Raw genomic sequence first — 23319 nt, 5'->3', positions numbered from 1 at the left:
TACCGTTGTTGCGCGCCGTGCGGGCCGCGCCATATCAATTGCAAAGAGGGCAAATTCGGAAAGCGCCACGTCCGTCTGTCACAGAAGCGCCAAAATCCCGGACCTTCCGGCTCTCTCAGAGCGGGCGGAAGGCCGGGCCAATAATTCGGCCAATCTGAACTGCAAATTTCAACCGGTATTGGGACATGGCCGGTTGTTTATGCGGTTTTCCGGTAAAAAGGAAGAGAAAAGCGACGGCAAGGGGCGGGCGAATAAGGACATGCCCCACAGCCTGCTTAAAACGCGATCTTCGCATCCACTTCGCTCAGCGGCTGCACACCCGACAGCATCGCCCTCGCCTCTTCTTCATCCCGCTTGATCTGCGCCACGAGCGGATCGAGACCATCGAATTTCAACTCATCGCGCAGATGCCCGAAGAAAGAGACCGAACAGACCTCGCCATAAAGATCACCGGAGAAATCGAAGACGAATGTCTCGAGCAGCGCTGCGCCGTTGTCCGTGACGGTCGGGCGATAGCCGAAGCTCGCCACGCCGTCGCGGATCGAGCAATCGGGTCGGCGGAAGCGGACGGCATATATGCCGGCCTTCAGTTCCGTTTCCGGCGCCAGCGCCATGTTGGCGGTGGGGTAACCCAGCGTGCGGCCAAGCTTCTGGCCGCCGATGACTTCGCTTTCCACCGTGAAACGGTAACCGAGCAGGCCTGCGGCGCCCGCCACATCACCCTCGCACAGAAGCGAGCGTATCCGGCTGGAAGAGACGACATCCGCGCCCTCGTCGCGGAAAGCGTCCACTAGCGTCACATCGAAGCCATGGCGTTTTCCGGCTTCCATCAGGAATGCCGGCCCACCTTCCCGGCCCTTGCCGAAATGGAAATCGAAACCGGTGACGACGGCGCTCGCATGCAGCCAGTCAATCAGGATGGACTGGACGAACTCTTCCGCCGAGCGCTGCGAAAACTCGCGGTCGAACGGATATTCGATGACCGAGCGGAAACCGATGGCCTCAAGGATGCGCGCCTTCAATGGCGCAGGCGTGAGGCGAAAGACCGGCGTATCGGGCCTGAACACGGAACGGGGATGCGGCTCGAAGGTCAGCACCAGCGCGGGGACGCCGCGGGCTTCCGCCAGTTCCAGCGCGCGATCCAGCACGGCCCGGTGGCCGCGATGCACGCCATCGAAATTGCCGATGGCGACGACGCCGCCACGAAGAGCTTCGGGCAGCGGCTCTTTTTTTTCATTGCGGTGAAAGACGGTCATGACAGTCGATCCATTCCAGCGCCAGCTATTCCCGAGGCGAGACGTAGAAATGCGTCCTCAGGCAAGTCGGGGCATCCACCAGCCGGGTGAAGCGCCCTGCCCCTTGAGATAGGCATTGAGAAGCGCCTCGTCCGTCTGGCCGTTCAGCGTATATTCGGCGACGTGAATACCGCCGCTGATATAAAGAAGGTTGAGACCGCTCGCAATCGCGCCCTTCACATCCGTCGGCATGCCGTCACCGATGGCGAGAACGCGATCCTTGGCGAAGGCGCCGCGCACTTCCTTGGCCGCTGCAAGGCAGGCCTCATAGATCGGCGCATGCGGCTTTCCGGCGATGCGAACCTCGCCGCCAAGCTGTTCGTAATAGGCGGCCATGGCGCCGGCGCAGGGAATGATGCGCTCGCCGCGCTCCACCACCAGATCCGGGTTGGCGCAGATCATCGGCACGTTGCGGGCAATAAAGCCCTTAAGCATTTCGGTATAGTCCTCCGGCGTCTCCGTCTCGTCGTCGAAGAAGCCGGTGCAGACCACGGAGTCCGCGTCGGCCTCGCCAACCACCTCGACATCGAGACCCTCCAACAGCGGCATGTCCCGCTGCGGTCCCAGCAGGAAGACTTTTCTGGGGCCTTCCGCGATCAGGCCACGCGTTACATCGCCCGAGGTGACGATGCGGTCATAGGCCTCGTCGGGCACGCCGAGCACACGCAGCTGGGCGATGACGCCGGGCGCGGGACGCGGTGAATTGGTGATGAGAACCACGGTCTTGCCGGCCTCGCGCGCGCTTCTCAGGGCAATGGCCGCGTCCGGAAAGGCGCTGACGCCATTGTGCAGCACGCCCCAGACATCCGACAGGATAACGTCGAACCCATCAGTGATTTCGCCGAGAGTTTGAATGCGGTGGGCCATGAGATGCTTTCCGGATGCGAGAAGAGTGTGTGCGTCACATCGCAAAGCGGGACGCCGATGGCAAGGAAAAAAGCGCCGCCGGTCCGGGCTTCAGACTGAACGGAATGGCTCGTCACACTCGACGTCATCCTCAGGCTTATCCCGCGCGTCCAAACCCGTCACGAAAATCAATGCGTTGTCAGATCATATTCCCGGGACAAGCCTGAGGAAGACAGCGGCGCGCTTTTCGAGCCTTCCAGCCTCCCGATGTGAAGCTTCATAGCATCGCGCAGACATAGAAATTCCTGTCATGGAACGCTGGTAACCATAAGCCATGAAATTTTTCAGACAGGGCGTTCTTGACTCCGGAAGAAGCCCTCCTTATCTCGGTTCCGCTGGCACTCGATAAACGAGAGTGCTAACACCCATCAGGCGAGTTCCAAAAGCTCGCGCAGTCATTTGATCGAGGGATTAGACAATGACAAGCACCAATTTCCGCCCGCTTCACGATCGCGTCGTTGTTCGTCGCGTTGAGTCCGAAGAAAAGACCAAGGGCGGCATCATCATTCCCGACACCGCCAAGGAAAAGCCGCAGGAAGGCGAAATCGTCGCCGTCGGTTCCGGCGCACGTGACGAAGCCGGCAAGGTCGTCGCTCTCGACGTCAAGGTTGGCGATCGCGTTCTGTTCGGCAAGTGGTCGGGCACCGAAGTCAAGCTCAACGGCGAAGACCTTCTGATCATGAAGGAAGCCGACATCATGGGCATCATCGGCTGATTTCGGCCACCCCATCCTTCCTCAAATTTCAAGCCGGACCCCATCCGGCCATTCGAAACCAGGAGTTTTGAAAATGGCAGCCAAAGAAGTAAAATTCGGCCGCACAGCACGCGAAAAGATGCTCAAGGGCGTCGACGTTCTTGCTGATGCAGTGAAGGTAACCCTCGGCCCGAAGGGTCGTAACGTCGTTATCGACAAGTCCTTCGGCGCTCCGCGCATCACCAAGGACGGCGTTTCGGTCGCCAAGGAAATCGAACTGGAAGACAAGTTCGAGAACATGGGCGCACAGCTCGTTCGCGAAGTTGCCTCCAAGACCAACGACATCGCCGGTGACGGCACCACCACCGCGACCGTTCTGGCCCAGGCCATCGTTCGCGAAGGTTCCAAGGCAGTTGCTGCCGGCATGAACCCGATGGACCTGAAGCGCGGTATCGATCTGGCCGTTGCTGAAGTCGTCAAGGACCTTCAGGCCAAGGCCAAGAAGATCAACACCTCTGAAGAAGTTGCGCAGGTCGGCACGATCTCCGCAAACGGCGAACGTCAGATCGGTCTCGACATTGCTGAAGCAATGCAGAAGGTCGGCAACGAAGGCGTCATCACCGTTGAAGAAGCCAAGACCGCTGAAACCGAACTCGAAGTCGTCGAAGGCATGCAGTTCGACCGCGGCTACCTGTCGCCCTACTTCGTGACCAACCCGGAAAAGATGGTGGCTGACCTCGAAGACGCCTACATCCTCCTGCACGAAAAGAAGCTCTCGAACCTCCAGGCCATGCTGCCGGTTCTCGAAGCTGTCGTTCAGACCGGCAAGCCGCTCGTCATCATCGCTGAAGACGTCGAAGGCGAAGCTCTTGCAACGCTCGTCGTCAACAAGCTGCGTGGCGGCCTCAAGATCGCTGCCGTCAAGGCTCCTGGCTTCGGCGACCGCCGCAAGGCCATGCTGGAAGACATCGCCATCCTGACCGGCGGCACCGTCATTTCCGAAGACCTCGGCATCAAGCTCGAAAACGTTACGCTCGACATGCTCGGCAAGTCGAAGAAGGTTTCGATCTCCAAGGAAAACACCACGATCGTTGACGGCGCCGGCCAGAAGTCCGACATCGAAGGTCGTGTTGCCCAGATCAAGGCCCAGATCGAAGAAACCACCTCCGACTACGACCGCGAAAAGCTGCAGGAACGCCTTGCCAAGCTCGCTGGCGGCGTTGCCGTTATCCGCGTTGGCGGTTCGACGGAAGTCGAAGTGAAGGAAAAGAAGGACCGCATCGACGACGCGCTCAACGCGACGCGCGCTGCTGTTCAGGAAGGCATCGTGCCTGGTGGTGGCGTGGCTCTGCTGCGTTCGTCCACGAAGATCGCCGTCAAGGGCGAAAACGACGATCAGGAAGCTGGTATCAACATCATCCGCCGCGCCCTGCAGGCTCTGGTTCGCCAGATTGCAGACAACGCTGGTGACGAAGCTTCCATCGTTGTTGGCAAGATCCTCGAGAAGAACGAAGACAACTACGGCTACAACGCCCAGACCGGCGAATATGGCGACCTAATCCAGCTCGGCATCGTCGACCCGGTCAAGGTTGTCCGCACGGCTCTGCAGAACGCAGCTTCGGTTGCTTCGCTGCTGATCACCACCGAAGCCATGATCGCCGAGCTTCCGAAGAAGGACGCTCCGATGCCGGCAATGCCGGGCGGCGGCATGGGCGGCATGGACTTCTAATCAGTCCTGTCACCGGAATAATGAAAGGGCGGTCTTCGGATCGCCCTTTTTCGTTGGCCGCCAATGCCCCTTGAGTGGTCCGGCGTCGCCAGCGCGCCAGACGGGGCGGCATGGACTTCTAATCAGGCCTGTCACCGGAATAATGAAAGGGCGGTCTTTGGATCGCCCTTTTTCGTTGGCCGCCAATGCCCCTTGAGTGGTCCGGCGTCGCCAGCGCGCCAGACGGGGCGGCATGGACTTCTAATCAGGCCAGTCACCGGAATAATCAAAGGGCGGTCTTTGGATCGCCCTTTTTCGTTGGCCGCCAATGCCCCTTGAGTGGTCCGGCGTCGCCAGCGCGCCGGACGGGGCGGCATGGACTTCTAATCAGTCCTGTCATCGGGGTAATGAACGGCACTTGTCGGATCGGCCTTATCCCCTGACCGAAGAGAAAGGAGCGCAGTCTGTGAACCTCGACGCCAGACTGAGCAGAAAGTCGACACTTCCCAGAGAGATGCCTCGTAAAATCAACCGGTTGCACAATTTCGAAGGCCCACGCGGAAGGGCTCAAATATTGTCCCGTTTTGGAACAGCGCCGCATTTGTCCAGCCGTTTTTTGCGGCCCATGGAATATTGCGGTGGCGCTTCTGCGAATCATCATCACCACGGGACTCGATATCGGCGCCAAGTGACCTGTAAGCACGCTATTTAGTTGTGGCTTTTCACAAGTCTCGCGGTTTTGAAGAAGAAATACATATTATTTTTATATTTCTCACTGACTGGTTGTTGTAGGTAGAAGAAAATAAACTATAAGCAGCTCCCGTAAGGGTGCCGCGACGGGACGCAAGCATTGAAGGGGTTTCGATGCCTGGCAGATACGTCCGACTGCGGATGGCGGTGGAAGTTCGACCCGGCGATAACGCTTCAAAAGCGGCGCCGGCGCGATGTTCATACGGGGGCGCGAATTGTTCGAAATATCAAGACGCAACGATGCTTTGCCCGCAACGGCTCCCACCACACCGGATCCACGGACTTTGGCGCGTTTCTTCATTTCGGAAGAATGGAGCAGTGAGCTTTCGAGCGGTGTCATCCGGCTCGGCGAACACGCATCTTTCATGCATGGCCTGCCGCCGGGTGAATGCGGCCTGCTCAGCCTCGTCCGCTGTTACGACCGCGCTGACCACGCCCGGGTGCTGGAACTATTCGAACAGGCTTCTTCCGCCCCCTCGCGTTTCTGCTTTTCAACCGGCATCTCGATGTTGCCGGCCCTGCGGCAACCGGTCATCTGCATGGGTGAATCCTTCAATTTTGAAGATGGCCAGCCCGGTCGTATCACGGGACTGTTCCTGTTTCCCCGTTTCGAAGACATGCGCTTCGCCGCCTGATATCCTGTTTCCAGTTTCACCATCGTTCACAAAATAAAGACAATTCGTCTTCTGTTGTTCATCTTTATGGGCGAATGATTTTCAGTCATTGATATCTCCAGACATTGCCCCAACCGGCGAAACGCCGATCATTTACCGGAGATTTCCATGTCCAGCAGCCAGAACGTTCTCGTTCTTATTGCCCGCATTCTGCTTTCCTTCATCTTTATCTATGCCGGCTTCGGCAAGCTTACCGATCCGGCCGGTACGGCCGGCATGATCGCCGGTGCCGGCATGCCTGCCGCAACCGCGCTTGCATATCTCGCAGGCCTCTTCGAACTCGTGACCGGCCTTGCCATTCTCGTCGGTTTCCAGACGAAAATCGCCGCCTGGGCGCTTGCCGTCTTCTGCGTCTTCACCGGCCTCGTTTTCCACAGCGGCACCGTTGCCGTTCCCGGCTGGCCTGACCCGGCGCTTGGCTGGATCAACGCGCTGAACGGCATCATGCTGATGAAAAACATCACCCTGGCCGGCGCTTATATCCTGCTCGCCGCCTTCGGTCCCGGCGCCTATTCCGTCGATGCAAAGCGCGGCGTCGCTCTGGCTCACGCTTAATTCAGGCGTCCCGCTAACGAAAAAGCCGCTGGAGCGATCCAGCGGCTTTTGTGTTTTGATGCTCAGACCGCCGCCCTGATGCGCGACGCTATCTCCTCAATCCTTCCATCGCCGTCATGTTCCGATTTGCGGGCGCGGACAAAGCAGGCTTCCGAACGCACGATGATACCGTCGGAGAGAATTTTCAGATGGTTGGCTTTCAGCGTCGAACCCGTGGAGGTGATATCAACGATGATATCCGCCTGCCCCGCCGCCGGCGCGCCTTCGGTGGCACCGAGGCTTTCGACGATGCGGTAAAGCTGGATGCCGTGCTGGCGTGAAAAGAACTGCTGCGTCAGCCGCCAGTATTTGGTGGCGATGGCGAGCCTTCGACCATGGCGGGCGCGGAACTCCGAAGCGACATCACCCAGATCTGCCATGCTGTCCACATCCAGCCAGATTTCCGGCACGGCGACCACGACGTCGGCATGCCCAAAACCGAGACGGGCGCAGAATTCCACCTGCGCATCGGCGTTGGTCAGCCCTTCACGCACAAGGTCCTCCCCGGTCACGCCGAAATCCACCGTGCCGGCGCCGATCTCGCGGGCGATTTCTGACGCCGACAGATAGGCGATCTCGATATCGTCGCGCCCTTCGACGCGGCCGCGATAGGAACGATCATTGCCGACGGCAGCGACTTTCAGCCCGGCGCGTTCCAGAACGGCGGAGGAGTCTTCCTTCATCCGGCCTTTGGAGGGCAATGCGATGGTGATCATGGCTTACTCCCGCGCACCGTTTCGATGCGATCCAGCCAGAGCGAGAAGCCCACGGCCGGTATTTTTTCCTGTGCGCCGAGTAGCGTCAGCAGCCGGTCGAAACGGCCGCCACCGGCGAGAACACTATCTCCACCCGCTTCCACCACCTCGAAAACAAGGCCGGTATAATAGTCGAGCGGACGACCGAACGCCGCGCCATAGGTGACGGTTTCGAGGTCAACGCCAGCGTTAGAAAGAGCTGCGACACGTTTGTCGAAAGCGGAAAGCGCCCCGTCCAGTTTCAGCTTCGCCTTCGCAGCAAAATCGGCCAGAACCTGCGAGGCCTGCGGCAGAGGCGCCTTCAAAGCGAGGAACTGCTTCAGCAGCGCAAAACTGTCATCCGGTAGACGTGTGGCCGCAAGGGCCAGTTTTTCCCTCAGGCGGCGGGCGATTTCCTGTGGTGAACGGCTTGCATTGGTGGAGTAGCCGGTTTCCTGCATCACCGTATCGAGATAATCGACCAGCACCGCCTCATCCCCGGTCGCCAATAGCCCGGCAACGCGGGCGTCGAGCCCGGTCATCGGCTTGGGATGCATGAGGCTTTCCAGCAACGCGTCAAGCTGCGCCATGTCACCGAAGGCCTGTACCAGCCGCTTCTGCCAGCCGAGCGGCAGGCCAAGGGCGGCAACAACCGCCTCGAACACCTGTTGATCGCCCAGGGTGACGGCAAGCGCCCGGCCCGGCAGCAGACGCTGCAGAATCCCGGTGGCATCGATGACGGCACGCGCATCGGCGGCAGCAATATCGGTATCGCCGAGATCCTCGATGCCGGCCTGATAAAATTCGTTCGCACCTTCGCGGCGCTGGCGGAAGACTTCACCGAGATAGGAATAACGTTTGGGTGTGCCGGTCGCCGTCTCGATATGGCGCAGGCAGACGGGAATGGTGAATTCGGGCCGCAGGCACAGGCTCTCACCCGTCTCGCTTTCCGTCATGAAGATACGGCGGCGCAAATCCTCGCCAGCCATATCCAGAAACGGTTCCGCAGGCTGGATGACGGGCGTGTTCACGCGACTCGTGCGGCGCGCGGCGAATTCTTCCAGTAGCTCTCCGGAAAACTCCGGCATGTCGATCAGGGGCATGGAACGGTACTTTTCGTCACGGTTCGAGCGGCTGCATCATTTCGATGCGGTTTCCGAAGGGATCATGGACATAAAACCGGTGATATCCCTCAAGCGGCTCATCCTCAACCACATGGCAGCCCGCTGTTTCAAGTGTTTTTCGCAAGTCTGCCAAATCATTGACCAGAAACGCCGGATGGGCTTTTTTCGCCGGTCGGAAATCCTGCTCGACGCCCAGGTGCAGTTTTATCGAACCCCGGCTGAACCAGCAGCCGCCGCGGGCAACCAGATTGGCCGGTTTTGCCTGTTCCGCAAAGCCGAGCAGGCTCCCGTAAAAAGCCCGCGCCTCTTTTTCACGGCCAGCCGGCATCGCCAGTTGAACATGGTCGAGCGCAAAGATCCCCATGGCTTCAGCGCCCTTCGGCGGCGCGGCGAACGTCCTCTGCCTGATGCTCCAGAATCTCGCGGACCTTTGCCACCAGCTCGGCCTCCGGCACGCTGACCTGGGCCACACGCGCCTCGCGCCAGCTGGCATTGTCCTCGATCTCGCCGGAGAGGCGCTTGCCTTCGATCAGGTCCTTGATCTGCACCACGCCTTCGGCGCGCTCGTCACCGCCCTGAATGATGGCAATGGGGGAACCGAGGCGGTCGGCGTATTTCAGCTGGTTGCCGAATTTCTTCCAGTTGCCCTGATACATTTCGGCGCGGATGCCTTCGGCCCGCAGCGCCTGGGTGAAGCGCTGATAACGGCTCATACTCTCCACATCACCATCCATGACGGTGATGAGAACGGGTGCGAGCGGCTTCACCTGGCCGAGCTTACCGAGGTTCTTGAGCGCCGTCATCAGGCGAGAAACGCCGATGGAGAAGCCCGTGGCGGGAACCGGCTGGCCCATGAAGCGGGAGACGAGGCCGTCATAACGGCCGCCGCCGCCGACGGAGCCGAACACGACCTTTTCGCCCTTTTCGTTTGTGACATCGAAGGTGAGCTCGGCCTCATAGACCGGGCCTGTATAATATTCGAGGCCGCGAACGACCGAGGGGTCGATCTTGATGCGATCCGCATCGTAACCGGCAGTGGAGACCAGAGCGCCGATGACATTCAGTTCATCAACGCCTTCCTCGCCTTTCGAGGTGCCCGCGACCAGTTTCGCCAGATCATCGGCGCTCGCCGCATAATCCTTGATGCCGACAAAAAACAGGACCTTTTCGATCTGCTCGTCACCGAGACCGGCACCCTTAGTAAAGTCACCGGACTCGTCCTTGCGGCCGGGGCCGAGCAGCAGCTTCACACCCTCAGGGCCGAACTTGTCGAGCTTATCAATAGCGCGCAGCACGTTCAAACGACGACCGGCATTTTCCTCGCCACCGAGACCGATGGCTTCCATGACGCCATCGAGCACCTTGCGGTTGTTGACTCGGATAACGTAATCTCCGCGCTTGATGCCGAGTGCTTCCAGCGTATCTGCCATCATCATGCACATTTCGGCATCCGCCTGCACGCCGGATGCACCCACTGTATCGGCATCGAACTGCATGAACTGCCGGAAACGGCCGGGGCCGGGCTTTTCATTGCGGAAGACATAACCGGCGCGATAGGTGCGGTATGGCAGCTGGATTTCGTTGAAGTTTTCAGCCACATGGCGTGCGAGCGGCGCCGTCAGATCGTAGCGCAGGCTCATCCACTGGTCGTCGTCATCCTGCAACGAAAACACGCCCTCGTTCGGACGATCGCTGTCCGGTAGGAACTTGCCGAGCGCATCGGTATATTCGAACTGCGGCGTTTCGATCGGGTCGAAACCGTAAAGCTCATAAACCCTGCGGATCTTGTCGATCATCTCGTTGGTGGCATGGATATCGGCAGCCGAGCGGTCCACGAAGCCGCGCGGCAGGCGGGCTTTCAGTTTCTGAGGCTTTTTTGCTTTTTCGCTCATGGTGCCGATCCGATATTTTCCTGAAATTATGCCGGTGTTAAAGCGCGCCGCGCTTTAAATTCTGTTTTTACGCATGTCTTTATCCCAAAACCGCTGCGCACTTTTGGGAGACATGCTTTAGAGGATGAAGCCCTGTGCGGCAAGCCGCAAAGGCTCCGGTTTTACTGGCCGCGAAGGACAAGCGATGCTATATGGGATGCATGTATCCCATTTTAGTCGGAAAGGACGCAAGCGATGAGCAAACAGACGGCCATCCGCCTCCCGGATGAGACCTATGAGCGGCTGAAAGCGCTTTCCGAGCGCACCGGACGCACATCTGCCTATTACATTCGCGAGGCGATCGAAAAGCATATCGAAGAGATGGAAGATCTTTATCTCGCCGAAGAGGCGACGCGGCGACGGATCGCAAACAATGAGCGCACCTATACTCTGGAAGAAGTGATGCGCAATCTTGACCTGGAAAATTGAGTTTCAGCACCGCGCCGTCAAGCAGCTTGAAAAGCTGGCGAAGCAAGATGCGAACCGCATCGTTTCGTTTCTGGCAGACAGGGTGGTGCAAAATGAAAATCCCCGCCAGACTGGTGCCGCCTTGCAAGGCTCCGAACTCGGCAATTATTGGCGCTACCGGGTGGGCGATTATCGCATCATCTGCGATATACAGGATCACAAGCTAATCGTGCTGGTGGTCGAATCGGCCATCGCCGCGAAATTTACCGTTAGGCATTCATGATCCTCGAAGCCCTGCAATATGCCGCGACACGCGCGGTCACGCCGAAAGAATTCCGGCCGCATATCCGCTATTCCGTCAATCTCTGGGCACGCGCCAATCGTTGCGCCAAAGCCTGGGCGGAGCATGAAAACAACAGCCGGCAGTTCGTGCTGCAATCGGCGAGAAAGCTGAAGCAGAGACGGACCGCCGTGGTGCTGGGGTCCGGCCTGTTGCGGGATGTACCCCATGAGGCGCTGGTGGCGATGTTCGATACCGTCGTTCTGGTCGATCTGGTACATCTCGCCAGCGTGCAGGTGAAGTTGCGGCTCAACGCCAAAAAGAATGTCCGCGTCGCCAATCGCGATCTTTCCGGCTTCGATGATCTCATAGCCGGCCGACCGGCGGAACCGCTCGATTTCCTGCGGCGGGTGCCCTATCTCGATTTTGTCGTCTCGGCCAACCTGCTGTCGCAGATCGGTACGGGTGCACAGCATCGGCTGGAACGACAGAAAATAGCGGCTGCGCCTGATGATCTCCTGCCGAAACTCATTCATACGCATCTCGATGCGCTGGCCGGTCTGCCCTGCAAGGTGTGCCTCGTGACGGACACCGCCTTTGACGTCATCGGCAAGGATGGAAGCCTGCACCAGCACGAAGACCTGCTGCACGGCATTGAGCTTCCCGCGCCAGCCGCTGCATGGGAATGGCCGCTCGCGCCGCTTGGCGAGGAAAGCGGGGACTATCGCATCGTGCACCACGTCATTGCACGCGAACTTACCTGATCGTCATGCTTATTCCATAATTTCAGCGGTAACTTCACATCATGTCCCATGTGGTCCGCACATTGATGTTCCTTGCCTGCCTGCTTTACGGCGCGATGCCGGCGCAGATGGCGATGAGCATGCCGACAGGCATGGTTGTTTCCTCGCATTTGCCGATGAAACATCAAGATACCCAATCACACCCGCAAGGTCACGGTTCTCAAACGCCTGCGGAGAATGCCGCTCATGAAGCGGGAACGGGCGGTTGCTGCCCCCACGGCAACGATGCTTCGCATCCGGATTCCTGCGCCGCCTGCCTGATCGTGGTTCCACGAATGATCTTTGCCGATGCCGGGCGGATGGCATTCGCCTATGCGAAGCCGCAACGCGGCACTATGTTTGACGGCAAGGCTTTCGCGCCGCCGCTACCGCCTCCCCGCGCCTGACCACAGATTTTTCAGACCGACTTTCGAAAAATCCGTCAGACACAGGAAGGATAATCCATGTCTATCAAGACCATTACGCTCGCCGCCGCTTTTGCGGCCTCTCTCGCCATGCCCGCTTTTGCACAGGACGCGGGCGGCCATGCCGGACACGACATGTCAAAAGGCAGCATGAGCGACAGCGCCTCCACCCAGGCGTTCATGGAAGCCAGCAAAAAGATGCATGGCAATATGGCAATCGATTATAGTGGCGATGCCGACGTCGATTTCGTGCGCGGCATGATCCCGCATCATCAGGGGGCGATCGATATGGCCAAGGTCCAACTGCAATACGGCAAGGACCCGGAAATCCGCAAGCTGGTCGAAGAAGTGATCAAGGCGCAGGAAGGCGAAATCGCCATGATGAAGGCCTGGCTGAAGTCCAGGGGCAAGTGATTGCTATTGTTGAAGGGGAGCGCCGGCTATGGCGCTCCTCCGGCAACTTTGCTGCATATTTCTTCCCCCGGCGGGGAGAAGAAACTTGCGACAGCTTTCCCATACAACGGCGAACGCGCGAACGCCGCCTGCCACCCCGCGCTTTACTATAACCCCGCAAGACCGGCCTTGTAATCCTCCGATGCCGCGCGGCTGAGGCGTTCCAGCTCCATGGCTGCCCGGCTGGTGTGGCGTTCCTTGTGGCGCAACAAAGCGAAGTTGCGGGCGGGCAGATCAATACCAGCGCGAACGAGCAGCCCTTGCCGCAGGAAGAGGGATGCCACTGAGGCTGAAACCGCCGTCGCAGCCCCGCCGGAGCGTGCCGCCATCACCACCGCCTCGTTGGACGGCAGTTCAAGCATGACCGAGAGTTCACCCGGATCCACGCCCATCTGCCGCACCGCCGCCTCGAAGGCGGAGCGGGTGCCGGAGCCCTGCTCGCGCAGAACCCATGAAGTGCCGTAGAGGATATCCAGCGCGGTGAGATAACGGCCATCGGCAAAGGGGTGGGCGGAGCCCGTGACGACCAGAAGCTTGTCAGACACCACCGGCTGCACCATCAGAGCCGGCTCATCGATCCTGCCTTCAATGAAACCCACCTCCGCAAGACCGTCCAGCACAGCCTGCGTCACGGTCTTGGTATTACCGATATCCAGCCGCACGGTGACACCGGGATAGAGCTTCTTAAACTGCATCAGGATCGGCGGCAGCCAGTAGCTCGCAATGGTCTGGCTGGCGCAGACGGTGATTTCGCCGCGCGTCAGCCCGCCCATTTCGGAGAGAATTAGTTCCGCATTGCGCACACGCGCCAATGTCGCCTTTGCTTCACCCAGAAAAACCCGGCCGCTTTCAGTCAACTCAATGTTGCGTCCGACGCGGTGGAACAGTTCGACATTATAAAAGGCTTCGAGATTTTTGATGGCGGAGCTGACGGCGGAGGCGGTCAGACCGATGGCTTCCGCAGCCCTTGTGAGGTGCTCGCGTTCGGCTACGGCTATGAAAATACGGAGCTGCTCAAAGGTCATGGTTTTTCATTCGATTTTATCGAATAATATATGCCATATTATTTGATAGAATAAAACAGGCTGCTGCGGCATGGTCTGGTCATGGCCCAACATCGCACCCTTGCTCATCCCTTCCAGTTTTCGCTCCGCTGGCTCGCCCCGCTTCTTCCGGGCATTCTCATCTGTTCGGCCGTCAGCTGCGCCGCCATTCTGGCGGAGCGCTTTCAGGTGCGGCTTGCGGGCCATGCCTGGCTTGGCGATCTCGTTCTCGCCATTCTGATCGGGACCATGCTGCGTTCGCTGGTGGCTCTGCCCGCAGCCGCTTCCGCCGGCATAAAGTTCAGCGCCAAGACCCTGCTTGAAATCGCCGTGGCGCTTCTCGGTGCATCACTCAGCCTGTCCATCCTCAAGGGCGCGGGCGGTCTGCTGATAGGCGGCATTGCGCTGATCGTCGCGCTGTCACTGGTCGTCAGCTATGCCGCCGGGCGGATGCTCGGCCTCCCGCCCAAGCTCGCGACGTTGATTGCCTGCGGCAATTCCATCTGCGGCAATTCCGCCATTGCCGCTGCGGCACCTGCCATCGGCGCCAAGCCGGAAGATGTCGCCGCCTCGATTGCCTTTACCGCGGTTCTCGGTGTCGCCGCCGTGCTTTTGATGCCATTCCTGCCGCAGCTTCTCGGGCTCGACGCCACCCAATACGGCATCTTCGCCGGGCTTACGGTCTATGCCGTGCCGCAGGTTCTGGCCGCCACCGCCCCGCTTGGCGCGATTGCCGTGCAAACCGGCACCATCGTGAAGCTCATCCGCGTGCTGATGCTGGGACCTGTCATCGCCACCCTCTCCGTCGTCCACGGCCGGTCCGACAAGGGACGCCTCAGATTGCAGCAGATGGTTCCGTGGTTCATCATCGGCTTCGTGCTGATGATCATGGCCCGGTCATTCGGTCTCATCCCTGAAGTCCTGCTTGCCCCCGTCGCCTCTCTCTCAAACATCCTCACCATCATGTCGATGGCGGCGTTGGGCCTGTCGGTCGATATCCGCAGCCTTCGCCACGCCGGCGGCAAGGTCATCCTCGCTGCCAGCCTGTCTCTCTTGCTGCTGGGTATCCTGAGCTTTGGCCTGATCGTATTGACCCAGACGGCCTGAGCCAGCTTCCGGCTTTATTCGCCGGCGCTGACAGTAAGTGTATAATGCGCACCGAGCCCGCGGCGCGGCGAACCGAGAATGAGCGTCGGGCGAATCAACCACTCGGTATCTGCCTTTGGTGTCAGCGTCGCCACCTTGCCCTGGGAATCGCTGAAGAAAATCGCATCTTCATCCGGGGTCGAAAAATCGAAGATCGCCATCAACACGAATTCGCTCGAGGCGGCAAGCTCGACCTTCACCGTCTGCCCTGCCTTCACCTTCAGACGATAAACATCGCCGCGCCCGCGGCGCGTCCAGCCCTCGAGCTTCAGCGGGCCGGCCGGTGGCAACGCCACCTCCTTAAGCCTTTCGCCGTCATCCAGCCAGATACCGTCGACGTTGCGGCCTTCCGCAAAGGAGGGGTGCGGCACGGCGGCCATGGCCATGGCAAGCGCCAGGAGAAGGGGGGTTACCTTCATGGACGTACAAACTCCCGCCGCATGACCTCTATCGGCTGGCGGCAATGACAGCCTTCGATATGGTCGTTGACCATACCCATGGCCTGCATGAATGCATAGACGGTCGTCGGGCCGACAAAGGTCCAGCCCCGCTTCTTCAGATCCTTGGAAAGGCGGATGGAGGCGGCGCTAGTGGGATTGGCCCTTAAAGTCGCATAGTCCAGCCTTTGCGGCCTTTCTGCGGCAGCCGGTTCGAAACCCCAGAAATATCGGGCGAGCGACCCGAACTCGTCCCGCAGAGCCACGGCGCGGCGGGCGTTGTTGATGGTGGAAACAATCTTGCCACGATGGCGGATAATGCCCTTGTCGGAAAGGCAGCGCTCGATATCGGCCTCGCCGAACTCGGCCACTTTTTCGAACTCGAAATTGGCGAATGCAAGACGGAAAGCCTCCCGCTTGCGCAGCACCGTCAGCCAGGAGAGGCCGGACTGAAAGCCCTCCAGGCAAATTTTCTCAAACAGGCGGCGATCATCGGTGACGGGATAACCCCATTCTTCGTCGTGATATCGGCTGTAATCCGCAAGCCCCTGCTGCCAGAAGCACCGAACAAGGCCATCCGCGCCCGTTTCAAGTCCCGCCTCGATCATTTCCGCGACCACCTTTTCCACTCCGCCTGCGACCACTTAAAGACTGCACTTACCACTCATTCACCACGTTTCAAAACGGGGTGCTAACCCTAAAATCAGCTTTCCTTAATCAAGCGCTTTTTAATGAACAGCCATTTACGATTCGCTGGCGTCAAGGTGCGAACGTGTTCGGCAAAGCGGGAGAATGATCCCGCAAATCCATAGTTGCGACGTCCCGCAGAGAGAGTCCACCCGATGACGATGAAGTCCGTTTTCCTGGCGCTGAGCCTTGTTTCCACCCTCGCCGTCCCTGCCGCCATGGCCAATGAACGTTATCGCGAGCGTCCGCCCGTCGTCGTCAGCCCGGATCTTTCCGCGCCATGGGTAACCCAGCTCGGCGGCCGCGGCAACGTGCGCCCCGTTGTCTATCCGCGCGCACCTGCCGCACGCCAGCCGTTCTTCCAGCAGCGCCAGGCCGCAATGCCGCAGCGCCCCAGCTCCGGCGTCACATCGCAGCGCCCGGCACGGGTGCAGAATGCCGCCGTACGCCCCAATGCGCCGGTGCGTACCCAGATCGCGCCGCAATTCCTGCCGCAGATCGTCACCTATCCGACCAATGAAAAACCCGGCACTATCGTCATCGATACGCCGAACCGTTTCCTCTATCTCGTGCTTGCTGATGGCAAGGCCCGGCGTTATGGCGTCGGCGTCGGCAAGCCCGGTTTCGAATGGGCTGGAACTCACAAGGTGACCCGTAAGGCGGAATGGCCGAGCTGGACCCCGCCGAAGGAAATGATCACCCGAGAGGCGGCAAAAGGACATTACCTGCCGGCCTTCATGGAAGGCGGCCCCGCCAACCCGATGGGCGCGCGCGCCATGTATCTCGGCTCGACGCTTTACCGGATCCACGGCACCAACCAGCCCTGGACGATCGGCAGCAACAATTCCTCCGGCTGCATCCGCATGCGCAACGAGGATGTCACCGATCTCTATGAGCGCGTCAACGTCGGAACCAAGGTCATTGTGATATGACGGCAACGGTTCAGCCTTTCCGGCCGCTTCGGAACGGGCGTATCGGCTTATCCGCTTGAGTTACCGCCCTGCGGCGGTACAATCCGGCTCACTTCAGCGGAATGAGACTTGGCGGGGGACGCCAGGCGCCGAACCTCTCTCAGGGGGATGACGGAACGGCCTTAAAGCGGGTGGTCAATCGACCGCCCGTTTTTCGTTTCTGTCATTCAAATGTTATCAAAAAACGGTTTGGTGAATTACTGATATCAATCTGGATTCACTTCATGCCGCGCGATACTTCATTTGTTTGCGCCCTGCTCTTCAGCGGCGTTTCCTTCTCTGCCGCAATCGCGGGCGAATTCGAAATTTCCGGTTACGGCGGCTGGCAAAGCGCACCGCACAGCGATGTGAAAGTTTCCGACGGTCCGGATTTCCGCGCCGGATGGGAAGGCAAGTCCTTTTCCAACCCGCCCTACTGGGGCGTGCGCGGCACCTACTGGTTCGATGAGGGTCAGCTCCGGAATTTCGGTATCTCGCTCGATTTCACCCATGACAAGGTCTATGCCGATGACCAGACGCTTGCCCGCTCAGGCTGGTCGCATTTCGAATTCACCGACGGCCTGAACCTACTGACGCTGAACGCGCTCTACCGCTTTCCGCTGGAATCCCTGCCGATAACCCCTTACGTCGGCGCCGGCGTCGGCATCAACGTGCCGCATGTGGAAGTGTACCGCCCTTCGGGCAAGACTTTCGAATACCAGTTCGGCGGCGCAACGCTGCAGGCGCAGGCCGGCCTCAGCTACCGCATCACCGACAGCTGGTCGACCTTCGTGGAATATAAGGGCACCTATTCCTTCGTCGATGTCGATATTGACAACGGCGGCTCGTTGAAGACCGACATCATTACCAATGCGGTGAATTTCGGTGTGGCGTATAAGTTCTAGTGGTGGCTTGGGAAGCGGGGCGCATCCTGGCAGCCGGTGGGCATCCCCTGACCCTCATTCCCTGTGCTTGTCACAGGAATCTGGGCGGTGCGCGTCTGCGTGACGGAAAGAATCTTCTCGGCCCAAGGACTGGCTGGATCCCCGTGACGAGCACAGGGATGAGGAAACGAGAGCGACGACGCTCAGGCGAATCTTTTCTCATGCACGACGGGCTTTACTGGTGCGCGGCGTTCTACACCGAGAGCCTCGCCGGCTTCGGCCCGCCATAAGCCCAGTCCAAAAGCTCCACTGTGTGCAGGATCGGCATGTCCGTGCCGGTTCCGATCTGCGTGATGCAGCCGATATTGCCTGTCGCGATGACATCTGCCCGCGTGGCCTCGATGTTCTTCACCTTGCGCGCCTTGAGCTTGCCGGAAATTTCCGGTTGCAGGATGTTGTAGGTTCCGGCCGAGCCGCAGCAGAGATGCCCTTCCGCCGGATCACGCACGGCAAAACCCGCCGCCTTCAGCAGTTGTTTCGGCGCAAGCGTGATCTTCTGACCGTGCTGCATTGAGCAGGCGGAGTGATAGGCGACCGTCAGCCCCTGGCTTTGCTGTTGCGGCAGATCGAGGGTGGCGAGATATTCGGTAACGTCCTTCGCAAGCGCGGATATCCGCGCGGCTTTTTCGGTATAGGCCGGATCAAGCCTAAGCATATGGCCGTAATCCTTGATGGTGGTGCCGCAGCCCGACGCTGTGATGATGATGGCGTCGAGACCGCCATTCTCCATCTCGCGCGTCCAGACATCGACATTCCGCCGAGCAGAAGCCAGCGCCTCTTCCTCCCGGCCCATGTGGTGCACCAGCGAACCGCAGCAGCCCTCCCCTTTCGGCACAACGACCTCGATACCGAGCCGCGTAAGCAGCCGCAGCGTCGCCTCATTGATACCGGGATCAAGCACCGGCTGGGCGCAGCCGGTGAGAATGGCGACGCGCCCGCGCTTTTCACCTTCGGCCGGTCGCGCGCCCGGGCGGCTTGACGCCGACGCTGGAGGGACCGCGGCCGGTGTGAGAGCAAGCATGGACTGCAGCGGTTTCAGCGCAGGAGCCTTTGCAAAAAGACCGGCGAAAGGCCGTGCCAGACGGGCCAGATGCAGGGCCAGCCGGAAACGGGCAGGATGGGGTAATATGCCGACCAGAAGATTGCGGATCAGCCGATCCATGAAGGGACGCTTGTATGTCTGCTCGATATGGGCGCGGGCATGATCGACCAGATGCATGTAATCCACGCCGGAGGGGCAGGTGGTGGTGCAGGCAAGACAGGAAAGACAGCGGTCGATATGGGTGACCACCTCGCGGTCGGCCGGACGGCTGTTTTCCAGCATGTCCTTGATGAGGTAGATGCGGCCGCGCGGGCTATCCAGCTCGTTGCCAAGCGTGACATAGGTGGGACAGGTGGCAGTGCAGAAGCCGCAATGCACACATTTGCGCAGGATTTTTTCGGATTCCGCCACATGTGGATCGGCCAGCTGCTCAGGCGTGAAGGATGTTTGCATGGTTCAGACGGCCCTTTCCATCGTTACGGCCATCTTGCCGGGATTGAAGATGCCCACGGGATCGAGCTTCTCCCTGATACGCGCGGAAAGCAGTGCTTCCGCCGCCGGGCGCGGTTCGAAGGCCGCGACTTTGGCGCGCACAGCATCGCTCGCCCTCATCAGCGTGGCATGGCCACCGCCGAGCGCACGGATTGCGCCGCGCAGCAGATCGGCTTCGGGGTCCGCCTCCATCTGCATCCAGACCAGGCCGCCCTGCCAGTCATATAAGGCGTCGATGCCTGCCTCCATGCGCAGCGCCGCAACAAGCTGGTGGCCCATCGAAGGCGCTGCCGAGACTTTCCAGAGCGGCTTGGCGGATTGGCCGGCATAAGGCGCGACATCCCGGACCTGCCGCCACAAAAGGCTGCTTTCGTCGCCCTCCAGCAGCGCCCAGGGTCCGACGCGATCCATGACCGACAGGAGTTTAGCCGTACGGGCCTCCACCGAAGCCGCAAGGCCTTCCAGACGCAGAATGGTGGCCGGTCCTTCCGGCAAGGCGCCATCGATAAAGCGGGAGCGCACGCTTTCAGGCAGATGCGCCGCGCCGGAGACCTCGACGCTCATCGCCATCGCCGCCGCCATGATGCGCGTCGCCGCCTCGTCATCGAGGCCGGACACGACAACGGTTTTTTCGACGGGCGGTTTCGGCAGCACGCGGAATGTGACTTCGGTGAGGAACCCAAGCGTGCCGAAAGAACCAGCGAGAAACTTCGACAGATCGAGACCGGTGACATTCTTCATCACCCGGCCGCCGGCCTTGATGATCTCGCCGTTACCATTGACGAAACGGATACCCAAAAGGCTGTCGCGCGCCGCACCCGCCACATAGCGGCGCGGACCGGAAACATTGGCAGCAAAGACGCCGCCAATGGTCGGTTCGCCATGGGTGCCCATGATGGGGCGATGGTCCATAGGTTCGAAGGCCATCATCTGGCGATTTTCTGCCAGCGCCGCTTCGACAGTTGCGAGCGGCGTGCCAGCCTTGGCAGTCATGACCATTTCGGCGGGGACGTAGGAAACGATACCGTTCATCGCACGGGAGGTCAGCACGGTCTCCGCCGTCACCGCATTGCCGAAACCGGAGCGAGTGTTGCCGCCGAAGATTTTCAGCGGGGTTTTGCGCGTGGCATGATCGCGGATGATGTCGGCAACCTGGGTTTCTGCGTAGGGCGTCAGCATGCGATTGTTGCCTTCGAGCAAGTGATACCCCCCTCTGCCCTGCCGGGCATCTCCCCCTCAAGGGGGGAGATCGATATGCCGCACTCACCCGTTCCATGGGCAGGGTGTTCGCCCCTTGCCGATCTCCCCCCTTGAGGGGGAGATGCCCGGCAGGGCAGAGGGGGGTAAGCCACACCCTGCAACATCATAAAACCAGCGCCCATCAACTCCTCCCCTCCAGCGGAAACACCTTGGAAGGGTTCATCAGCCAGCCCTCGTCAAAGGCTGCCCGCACCGCCATCTGCTGGGCGAGATCGGCCTCGCCATATTGGTGCCGCATCAGGTCACGCTTTTCGATGCCCACGCCATGTTCACCGGTCAAACAGCCGCCGGCATCGACGCAGAGCTTCAAAATTTCGTTGCCCGCTTCTTCCGCACGGGCCGCATCGTCAGGGTCATTGGCGTTGAACAGGATCAGCGGGTGCATGTTGCCATCGCCGGCATGGAAGACATTGGCGACGCGCAGGCCGAGGCGATCGGTGATTTCGCTCGTCTTTTTCAGCACATGGGAAAGCTGGGAGAGCGGCACCGTGCCGTCCATGCAGATATAATCCGCGATACGACCCGTTGCGCCAAAGGCGGATTTGCGGCCTTTCCAGATCGCCGCCGCCTCCATTGCCGACTGACATTCCTTCACCGTCTTCACGCCATGTCGTCGGGCAATGGCCACGATATCGGCCAGCATGGCGTCCATTTCCGCCTCGGAGCCTTCGACCTCCACGATCAGAAGCGCACCGACGTCAAGCGGATATCCCGCTTTGGCGAAGGCCTCGCAGATTTCGATTGCCGGTTTGTCCATGAACTCGATGGCAACAGGGATGATGCCCGCGCCAATGATATCCGCGACGCAGGAGCCCGCTTCTTCGGAGGTTTCGAAACCGAACAGCACCGGGCGCGCGCCCTCCGGCTTGGCGATGAGGCGCACCGTTGCCTCCGTCACGATACCGAGTTGGCCTTCGGAGCCGCAGACAAGCGCGAGCAGGTCGTAACCTGCAGCATCCAGATGCTTGCCGCCCAGCTCGAGCACCGTGCCATCGACCAGCACCATCTTGACGCCAAGCAGGTTATTGGTGGTGACGCCATATTTCAGACAGTGCGCGCCGCCGGAATTCATACCGATATTGCCGCCGATGGTGCAGGCAAGCTGCGAGCTGGGGTCGGGCGCATAAAAGAAACCCTCCGCGCCTGCGGCATCGGAGATGGAGAGATTGGTTACGCCCGCCTGCACCCGCGCCGTGCGATTGTAAAAATCAAGCTCAAGGATCGCACTCATCTTCGACAAGCCGATTACCACGGCGTCTTCCTGCGGGATGGCGCCGCCGGAAAGCGAGGTGCCGGCACCGCGCGGCACGACCGGGATGCCGGAGCGATGGCAATATGTCATGACAGCCGCCACCTCCTCCGTCGTTCTCGGCAAAGCGACGGCGAGCGGCAGACGGCGATAGGAAACGAAAGCATCGGTCTCGAAAGGCACGAGTTCGCGGGGCTCGTGCACAAGACAGTCATCAGGCAGGACGGTCTTGAGGTCGGCGATAATTCGTTCGCGATCCGCCAAGACCTGAGCGCGCGGCTCCAGAAACTTTATAGGCTGCGTCACCGCCGCTCCTCCGTGCCGATAACTGGTATTGTTTCTTTACCACTTTGAAGCTGCGCAATCAAATGTTATGGATTTTTTCCATTCTGGAAACAATCGAGGGCAACTATGACAAATCTGGGTGATCTCGAAGTCTTTGCCAGCGTTGCCGCCTCCGGCAGCATGTCGCTTGCTGCCAAGGAGCTTGGTTATTCGCCCGCCGTCATTTCCAAGCGCATCAAGCGATTGGAAGAAAAGCTCGGTGCCCGGCTGTTCCAGCGCACCACGCGACAAATCTCTTTGACCGAAGCGGGGCAAGGCTTTTACGAACGGGTGCTGGCTGTTCTCGAAGGGCTGGAAGAGGCGGAGGATTTCGTCTCCGGCCGGGCCAATACCGTTAACGGCACGCTGAAGGTTTCCGCACCCACCTCTTTCGGGCGCATGCATATCGCGCCACATCTGAAGACATTCATGGAGCGGCATCCGGACCTGTCAGTCAATCTGGTGCTGAGCGATGAGTTCATCGATATTATCGAGGGCGGTTACGATCTGGCGATCCGTATCGCCGATCTCAACTCCTCCAGCCTCGTGGCCCGCAGGCTGGCACCGGTGCGGCGCGTGCTTTGCGCCTCGGCCGACTACGTAGCCGCGCATGGCATGCCGGATACGATCGAGGATCTGAAGAAACATCGCTGCCTGCCGGCGCACAATAATGACATCTGGCGGCTGGAGGGACCGGGCGGCGCGCTCAGCATTCGGCCTGAAGGCATGCTGGTCACCAATTCGAGCGAGGTGATCCGTGAGGCGGTGATATCAGGGCTTGGTGTTGCGCTGCGTTCGACATGGGATATCGGCCATGAATTGCGAAGCGGGAAGTTGGTGCAGGTGCTGCCCGGTTATGAAGGGTCGCGTAACGTCACACTCTCGGCGGTTTATCCCAGCCGACAGTTCCTGCCCGCCAAAGTGCGCTTGTTCATCGATTATCTCGCCGCGCTTTATGGGCCGTCGCCCTATTGGGAGCAGGGCTGA

24 protein-coding genes and 1 pseudogene are annotated in these 23319 nt (G+C 59.9%); 13 read left to right on the top strand and 12 right to left on the bottom strand.

The window, feature by feature from the left end; all coding sequences use genetic code 11:
• Positions 1-275 precede the first annotated feature (275 nt).
• Both HQN82_RS01575 and HQN82_RS01570 read right to left on the bottom strand, forming a co-directional pair.
• Entirely contained in the window at positions 276-1256 is a 981-nt protein-coding gene (locus HQN82_RS01575) for a bifunctional riboflavin kinase/FAD synthetase (RefSeq protein WP_173614470.1), read from the bottom strand.
• 57 nt (positions 1257-1313) lie between these two features.
• A complete protein-coding gene (locus HQN82_RS01570) occupies positions 1314-2162 on the bottom strand; it encodes a TIGR01459 family HAD-type hydrolase (protein WP_004440197.1) in 849 nt (282 codons plus the stop codon).
• Between the two features lie 457 nt (positions 2163-2619).
• Between HQN82_RS01570 and groES the strand changes: the two genes are divergently transcribed.
• The 4 genes from groES (at position 2620) to HQN82_RS01550 (ending at position 6582) form a co-directional block, all read left to right on the top strand.
• The gene (gene groES, locus HQN82_RS01565; RefSeq protein WP_004440196.1) at positions 2620-2916 is read left to right on the top strand and encodes a co-chaperone GroES; all 297 of its coding nucleotides are present in this window, start codon (positions 2620-2622) and stop codon (positions 2914-2916) included.
• A gap of 73 nt (positions 2917-2989) precedes the next feature.
• Positions 2990-4624 (top strand): chaperonin GroEL, encoded by a 1635-nt coding sequence (groL, locus tag HQN82_RS01560; RefSeq protein ID WP_004440194.1) that lies wholly within the window; start codon positions 2990-2992, stop codon positions 4622-4624.
• 923 nt (positions 4625-5547) lie between these two features.
• Positions 5548-5988 (top strand): hypothetical protein, encoded by a 441-nt coding sequence (locus HQN82_RS01555; RefSeq protein WP_004440192.1) that lies wholly within the window; start codon positions 5548-5550, stop codon positions 5986-5988.
• Between the two features lie 147 nt (positions 5989-6135).
• Positions 6136-6582, top strand: a complete 447-nt coding sequence (locus HQN82_RS01550) for a DoxX family protein (protein ID WP_004440191.1) — start codon at positions 6136-6138, stop codon at positions 6580-6582.
• A gap of 62 nt (positions 6583-6644) precedes the next feature.
• On the opposite strand, the gene hisG is transcribed toward HQN82_RS01550, so the two are convergent.
• Genes hisG through hisS form a run of 4 tightly spaced genes read right to left on the bottom strand, consistent with a single transcriptional unit; the run spans position 6645 to position 10371 of the window.
• Entirely contained in the window at positions 6645-7337 is a 693-nt protein-coding gene (hisG, locus tag HQN82_RS01545) for an ATP phosphoribosyltransferase (RefSeq protein WP_045532643.1), read from the bottom strand.
• Positions 7334-8458, bottom strand: a complete 1125-nt coding sequence (locus HQN82_RS01540) for an ATP phosphoribosyltransferase regulatory subunit (RefSeq protein WP_004440189.1) — start codon at positions 8456-8458, stop codon at positions 7334-7336. The genes hisG and HQN82_RS01540 overlap by 4 nt, the downstream gene beginning before the upstream one ends.
• A 16-nt stretch (positions 8459-8474) precedes the next feature.
• Positions 8475-8843, bottom strand: coding sequence for a VOC family protein (locus HQN82_RS01535; RefSeq protein ID WP_112766539.1), 369 nt, complete (start codon positions 8841-8843; stop codon positions 8475-8477).
• A 4-nt stretch (positions 8844-8847) separates the two neighbouring features.
• Positions 8848-10371, bottom strand: coding sequence for a histidine--tRNA ligase (gene hisS / locus HQN82_RS01530; RefSeq protein WP_045532648.1), 1524 nt, complete (start codon positions 10369-10371; stop codon positions 8848-8850).
• Between the two features lie 234 nt (positions 10372-10605).
• On the opposite strand from hisS, the gene relB reads away from it, so the two are divergent.
• The 5 genes and pseudogenes from relB to copM all read left to right on the top strand — a co-directional run bounded on the left by relB (position 10606) and on the right by copM (position 12719).
• Complete coding sequence (gene relB, locus HQN82_RS01525) at positions 10606-10839, top strand: type II toxin-antitoxin system RelB family antitoxin (protein ID WP_112766540.1); 234 nt, start codon at positions 10606-10608, stop codon at positions 10837-10839.
• A pseudogene (locus HQN82_RS01520) lies at positions 10823-11091 on the top strand (type II toxin-antitoxin system RelE family toxin). Before relB ends, HQN82_RS01520 begins: the two are co-directional and overlap by 17 nt.
• A gap of 6 nt (positions 11092-11097) precedes the next feature.
• Positions 11098-11862: a hypothetical protein gene (locus HQN82_RS01515; protein ID WP_112766541.1), complete on the top strand. Its 765-nt coding sequence runs from the start codon at positions 11098-11100 to the stop codon at positions 11860-11862.
• Between the two features lie 41 nt (positions 11863-11903).
• Positions 11904-12287, top strand: a complete 384-nt coding sequence (locus HQN82_RS01510; RefSeq protein ID WP_234904862.1) for a hypothetical protein — start codon at positions 11904-11906, stop codon at positions 12285-12287.
• Positions 12288-12344: 57 nt separating this feature from the next.
• Positions 12345-12719, top strand: a complete 375-nt coding sequence (gene copM, locus HQN82_RS01505; RefSeq protein WP_112766543.1) for a CopM family metallochaperone — start codon at positions 12345-12347, stop codon at positions 12717-12719.
• Positions 12720-12865: 146 nt separating this feature from the next.
• Here copM and HQN82_RS01500 read toward each other — a convergent pair whose 3' ends face one another.
• Complete coding sequence (locus HQN82_RS01500; protein WP_004440182.1) at positions 12866-13783, bottom strand: LysR substrate-binding domain-containing protein; 918 nt, start codon at positions 13781-13783, stop codon at positions 12866-12868.
• An 81-nt stretch (positions 13784-13864) separates the two neighbouring features.
• On the opposite strand from HQN82_RS01500, the gene HQN82_RS01495 reads away from it, so the two are divergent.
• Positions 13865-14908, top strand: a complete 1044-nt coding sequence (locus HQN82_RS01495) for a YeiH family protein (RefSeq protein ID WP_072494016.1) — start codon at positions 13865-13867, stop codon at positions 14906-14908.
• A 14-nt stretch (positions 14909-14922) separates the two neighbouring features.
• On the opposite strand, the gene HQN82_RS01490 is transcribed toward HQN82_RS01495, so the two are convergent.
• Positions 14923-15366: a hypothetical protein gene (locus tag HQN82_RS01490; RefSeq protein ID WP_004440178.1), complete on the bottom strand. Its 444-nt coding sequence runs from the start codon at positions 15364-15366 to the stop codon at positions 14923-14925.
• Positions 15363-15992, bottom strand: a complete 630-nt coding sequence (locus tag HQN82_RS01485; protein WP_037090940.1) for a DNA-3-methyladenine glycosylase I — start codon at positions 15990-15992, stop codon at positions 15363-15365. The genes HQN82_RS01490 and HQN82_RS01485 overlap by 4 nt, the downstream gene beginning before the upstream one ends.
• A gap of 234 nt (positions 15993-16226) precedes the next feature.
• Here HQN82_RS01485 and HQN82_RS01480 point away from each other — a divergent pair, with 234 nt between their 5' ends.
• Both HQN82_RS01480 and HQN82_RS01475 read left to right on the top strand, forming a co-directional pair.
• Positions 16227-17003 (top strand): L,D-transpeptidase, encoded by a 777-nt coding sequence (locus HQN82_RS01480; RefSeq protein WP_004440174.1) that lies wholly within the window; start codon positions 16227-16229, stop codon positions 17001-17003.
• Positions 17004-17266: 263 nt separating this feature from the next.
• Complete coding sequence (locus tag HQN82_RS01475) at positions 17267-17926, top strand: outer membrane beta-barrel protein (RefSeq protein ID WP_173614469.1); 660 nt, start codon at positions 17267-17269, stop codon at positions 17924-17926.
• A 232-nt stretch (positions 17927-18158) separates the two neighbouring features.
• On the opposite strand, the gene glcF is transcribed toward HQN82_RS01475, so the two are convergent.
• The 3 genes from glcF to HQN82_RS01460 all read right to left on the bottom strand — a co-directional run bounded on the left by glcF (position 18159) and on the right by HQN82_RS01460 (position 22314).
• Positions 18159-19460 carry a glycolate oxidase subunit GlcF gene (gene glcF, locus HQN82_RS01470; RefSeq protein WP_173614468.1) on the bottom strand — a complete coding sequence of 434 codons (1302 nt, stop codon included), beginning with the start codon at positions 19458-19460 and terminating at the stop codon, positions 18159-18161.
• Between the two features lie 3 nt (positions 19461-19463).
• Positions 19464-20678 carry a glycolate oxidase subunit GlcE gene (glcE, locus tag HQN82_RS01465; protein WP_173614467.1) on the bottom strand — a complete coding sequence of 405 codons (1215 nt, stop codon included), beginning with the start codon at positions 20676-20678 and terminating at the stop codon, positions 19464-19466.
• A gap of 202 nt (positions 20679-20880) precedes the next feature.
• Positions 20881-22314, bottom strand: coding sequence for an FAD-linked oxidase C-terminal domain-containing protein (locus tag HQN82_RS01460; protein WP_112767086.1), 1434 nt, complete (start codon positions 22312-22314; stop codon positions 20881-20883).
• A gap of 105 nt (positions 22315-22419) precedes the next feature.
• Between HQN82_RS01460 and HQN82_RS01455 the strand changes: the two genes are divergently transcribed.
• A complete protein-coding gene (locus HQN82_RS01455) occupies positions 22420-23319 on the top strand; it encodes a LysR family transcriptional regulator (protein WP_004440165.1) in 900 nt (299 codons plus the stop codon).

The organism is Agrobacterium pusense (genome assembly GCF_013285525.1).
GTDB classification, from domain to species: domain Bacteria; phylum Pseudomonadota; class Alphaproteobacteria; order Rhizobiales; family Rhizobiaceae; genus Agrobacterium; species Agrobacterium pusense.
Note: the sequence above shows the minus strand (reverse complement) of the source record. Positions and strands in the feature narration are given on the sequence as shown.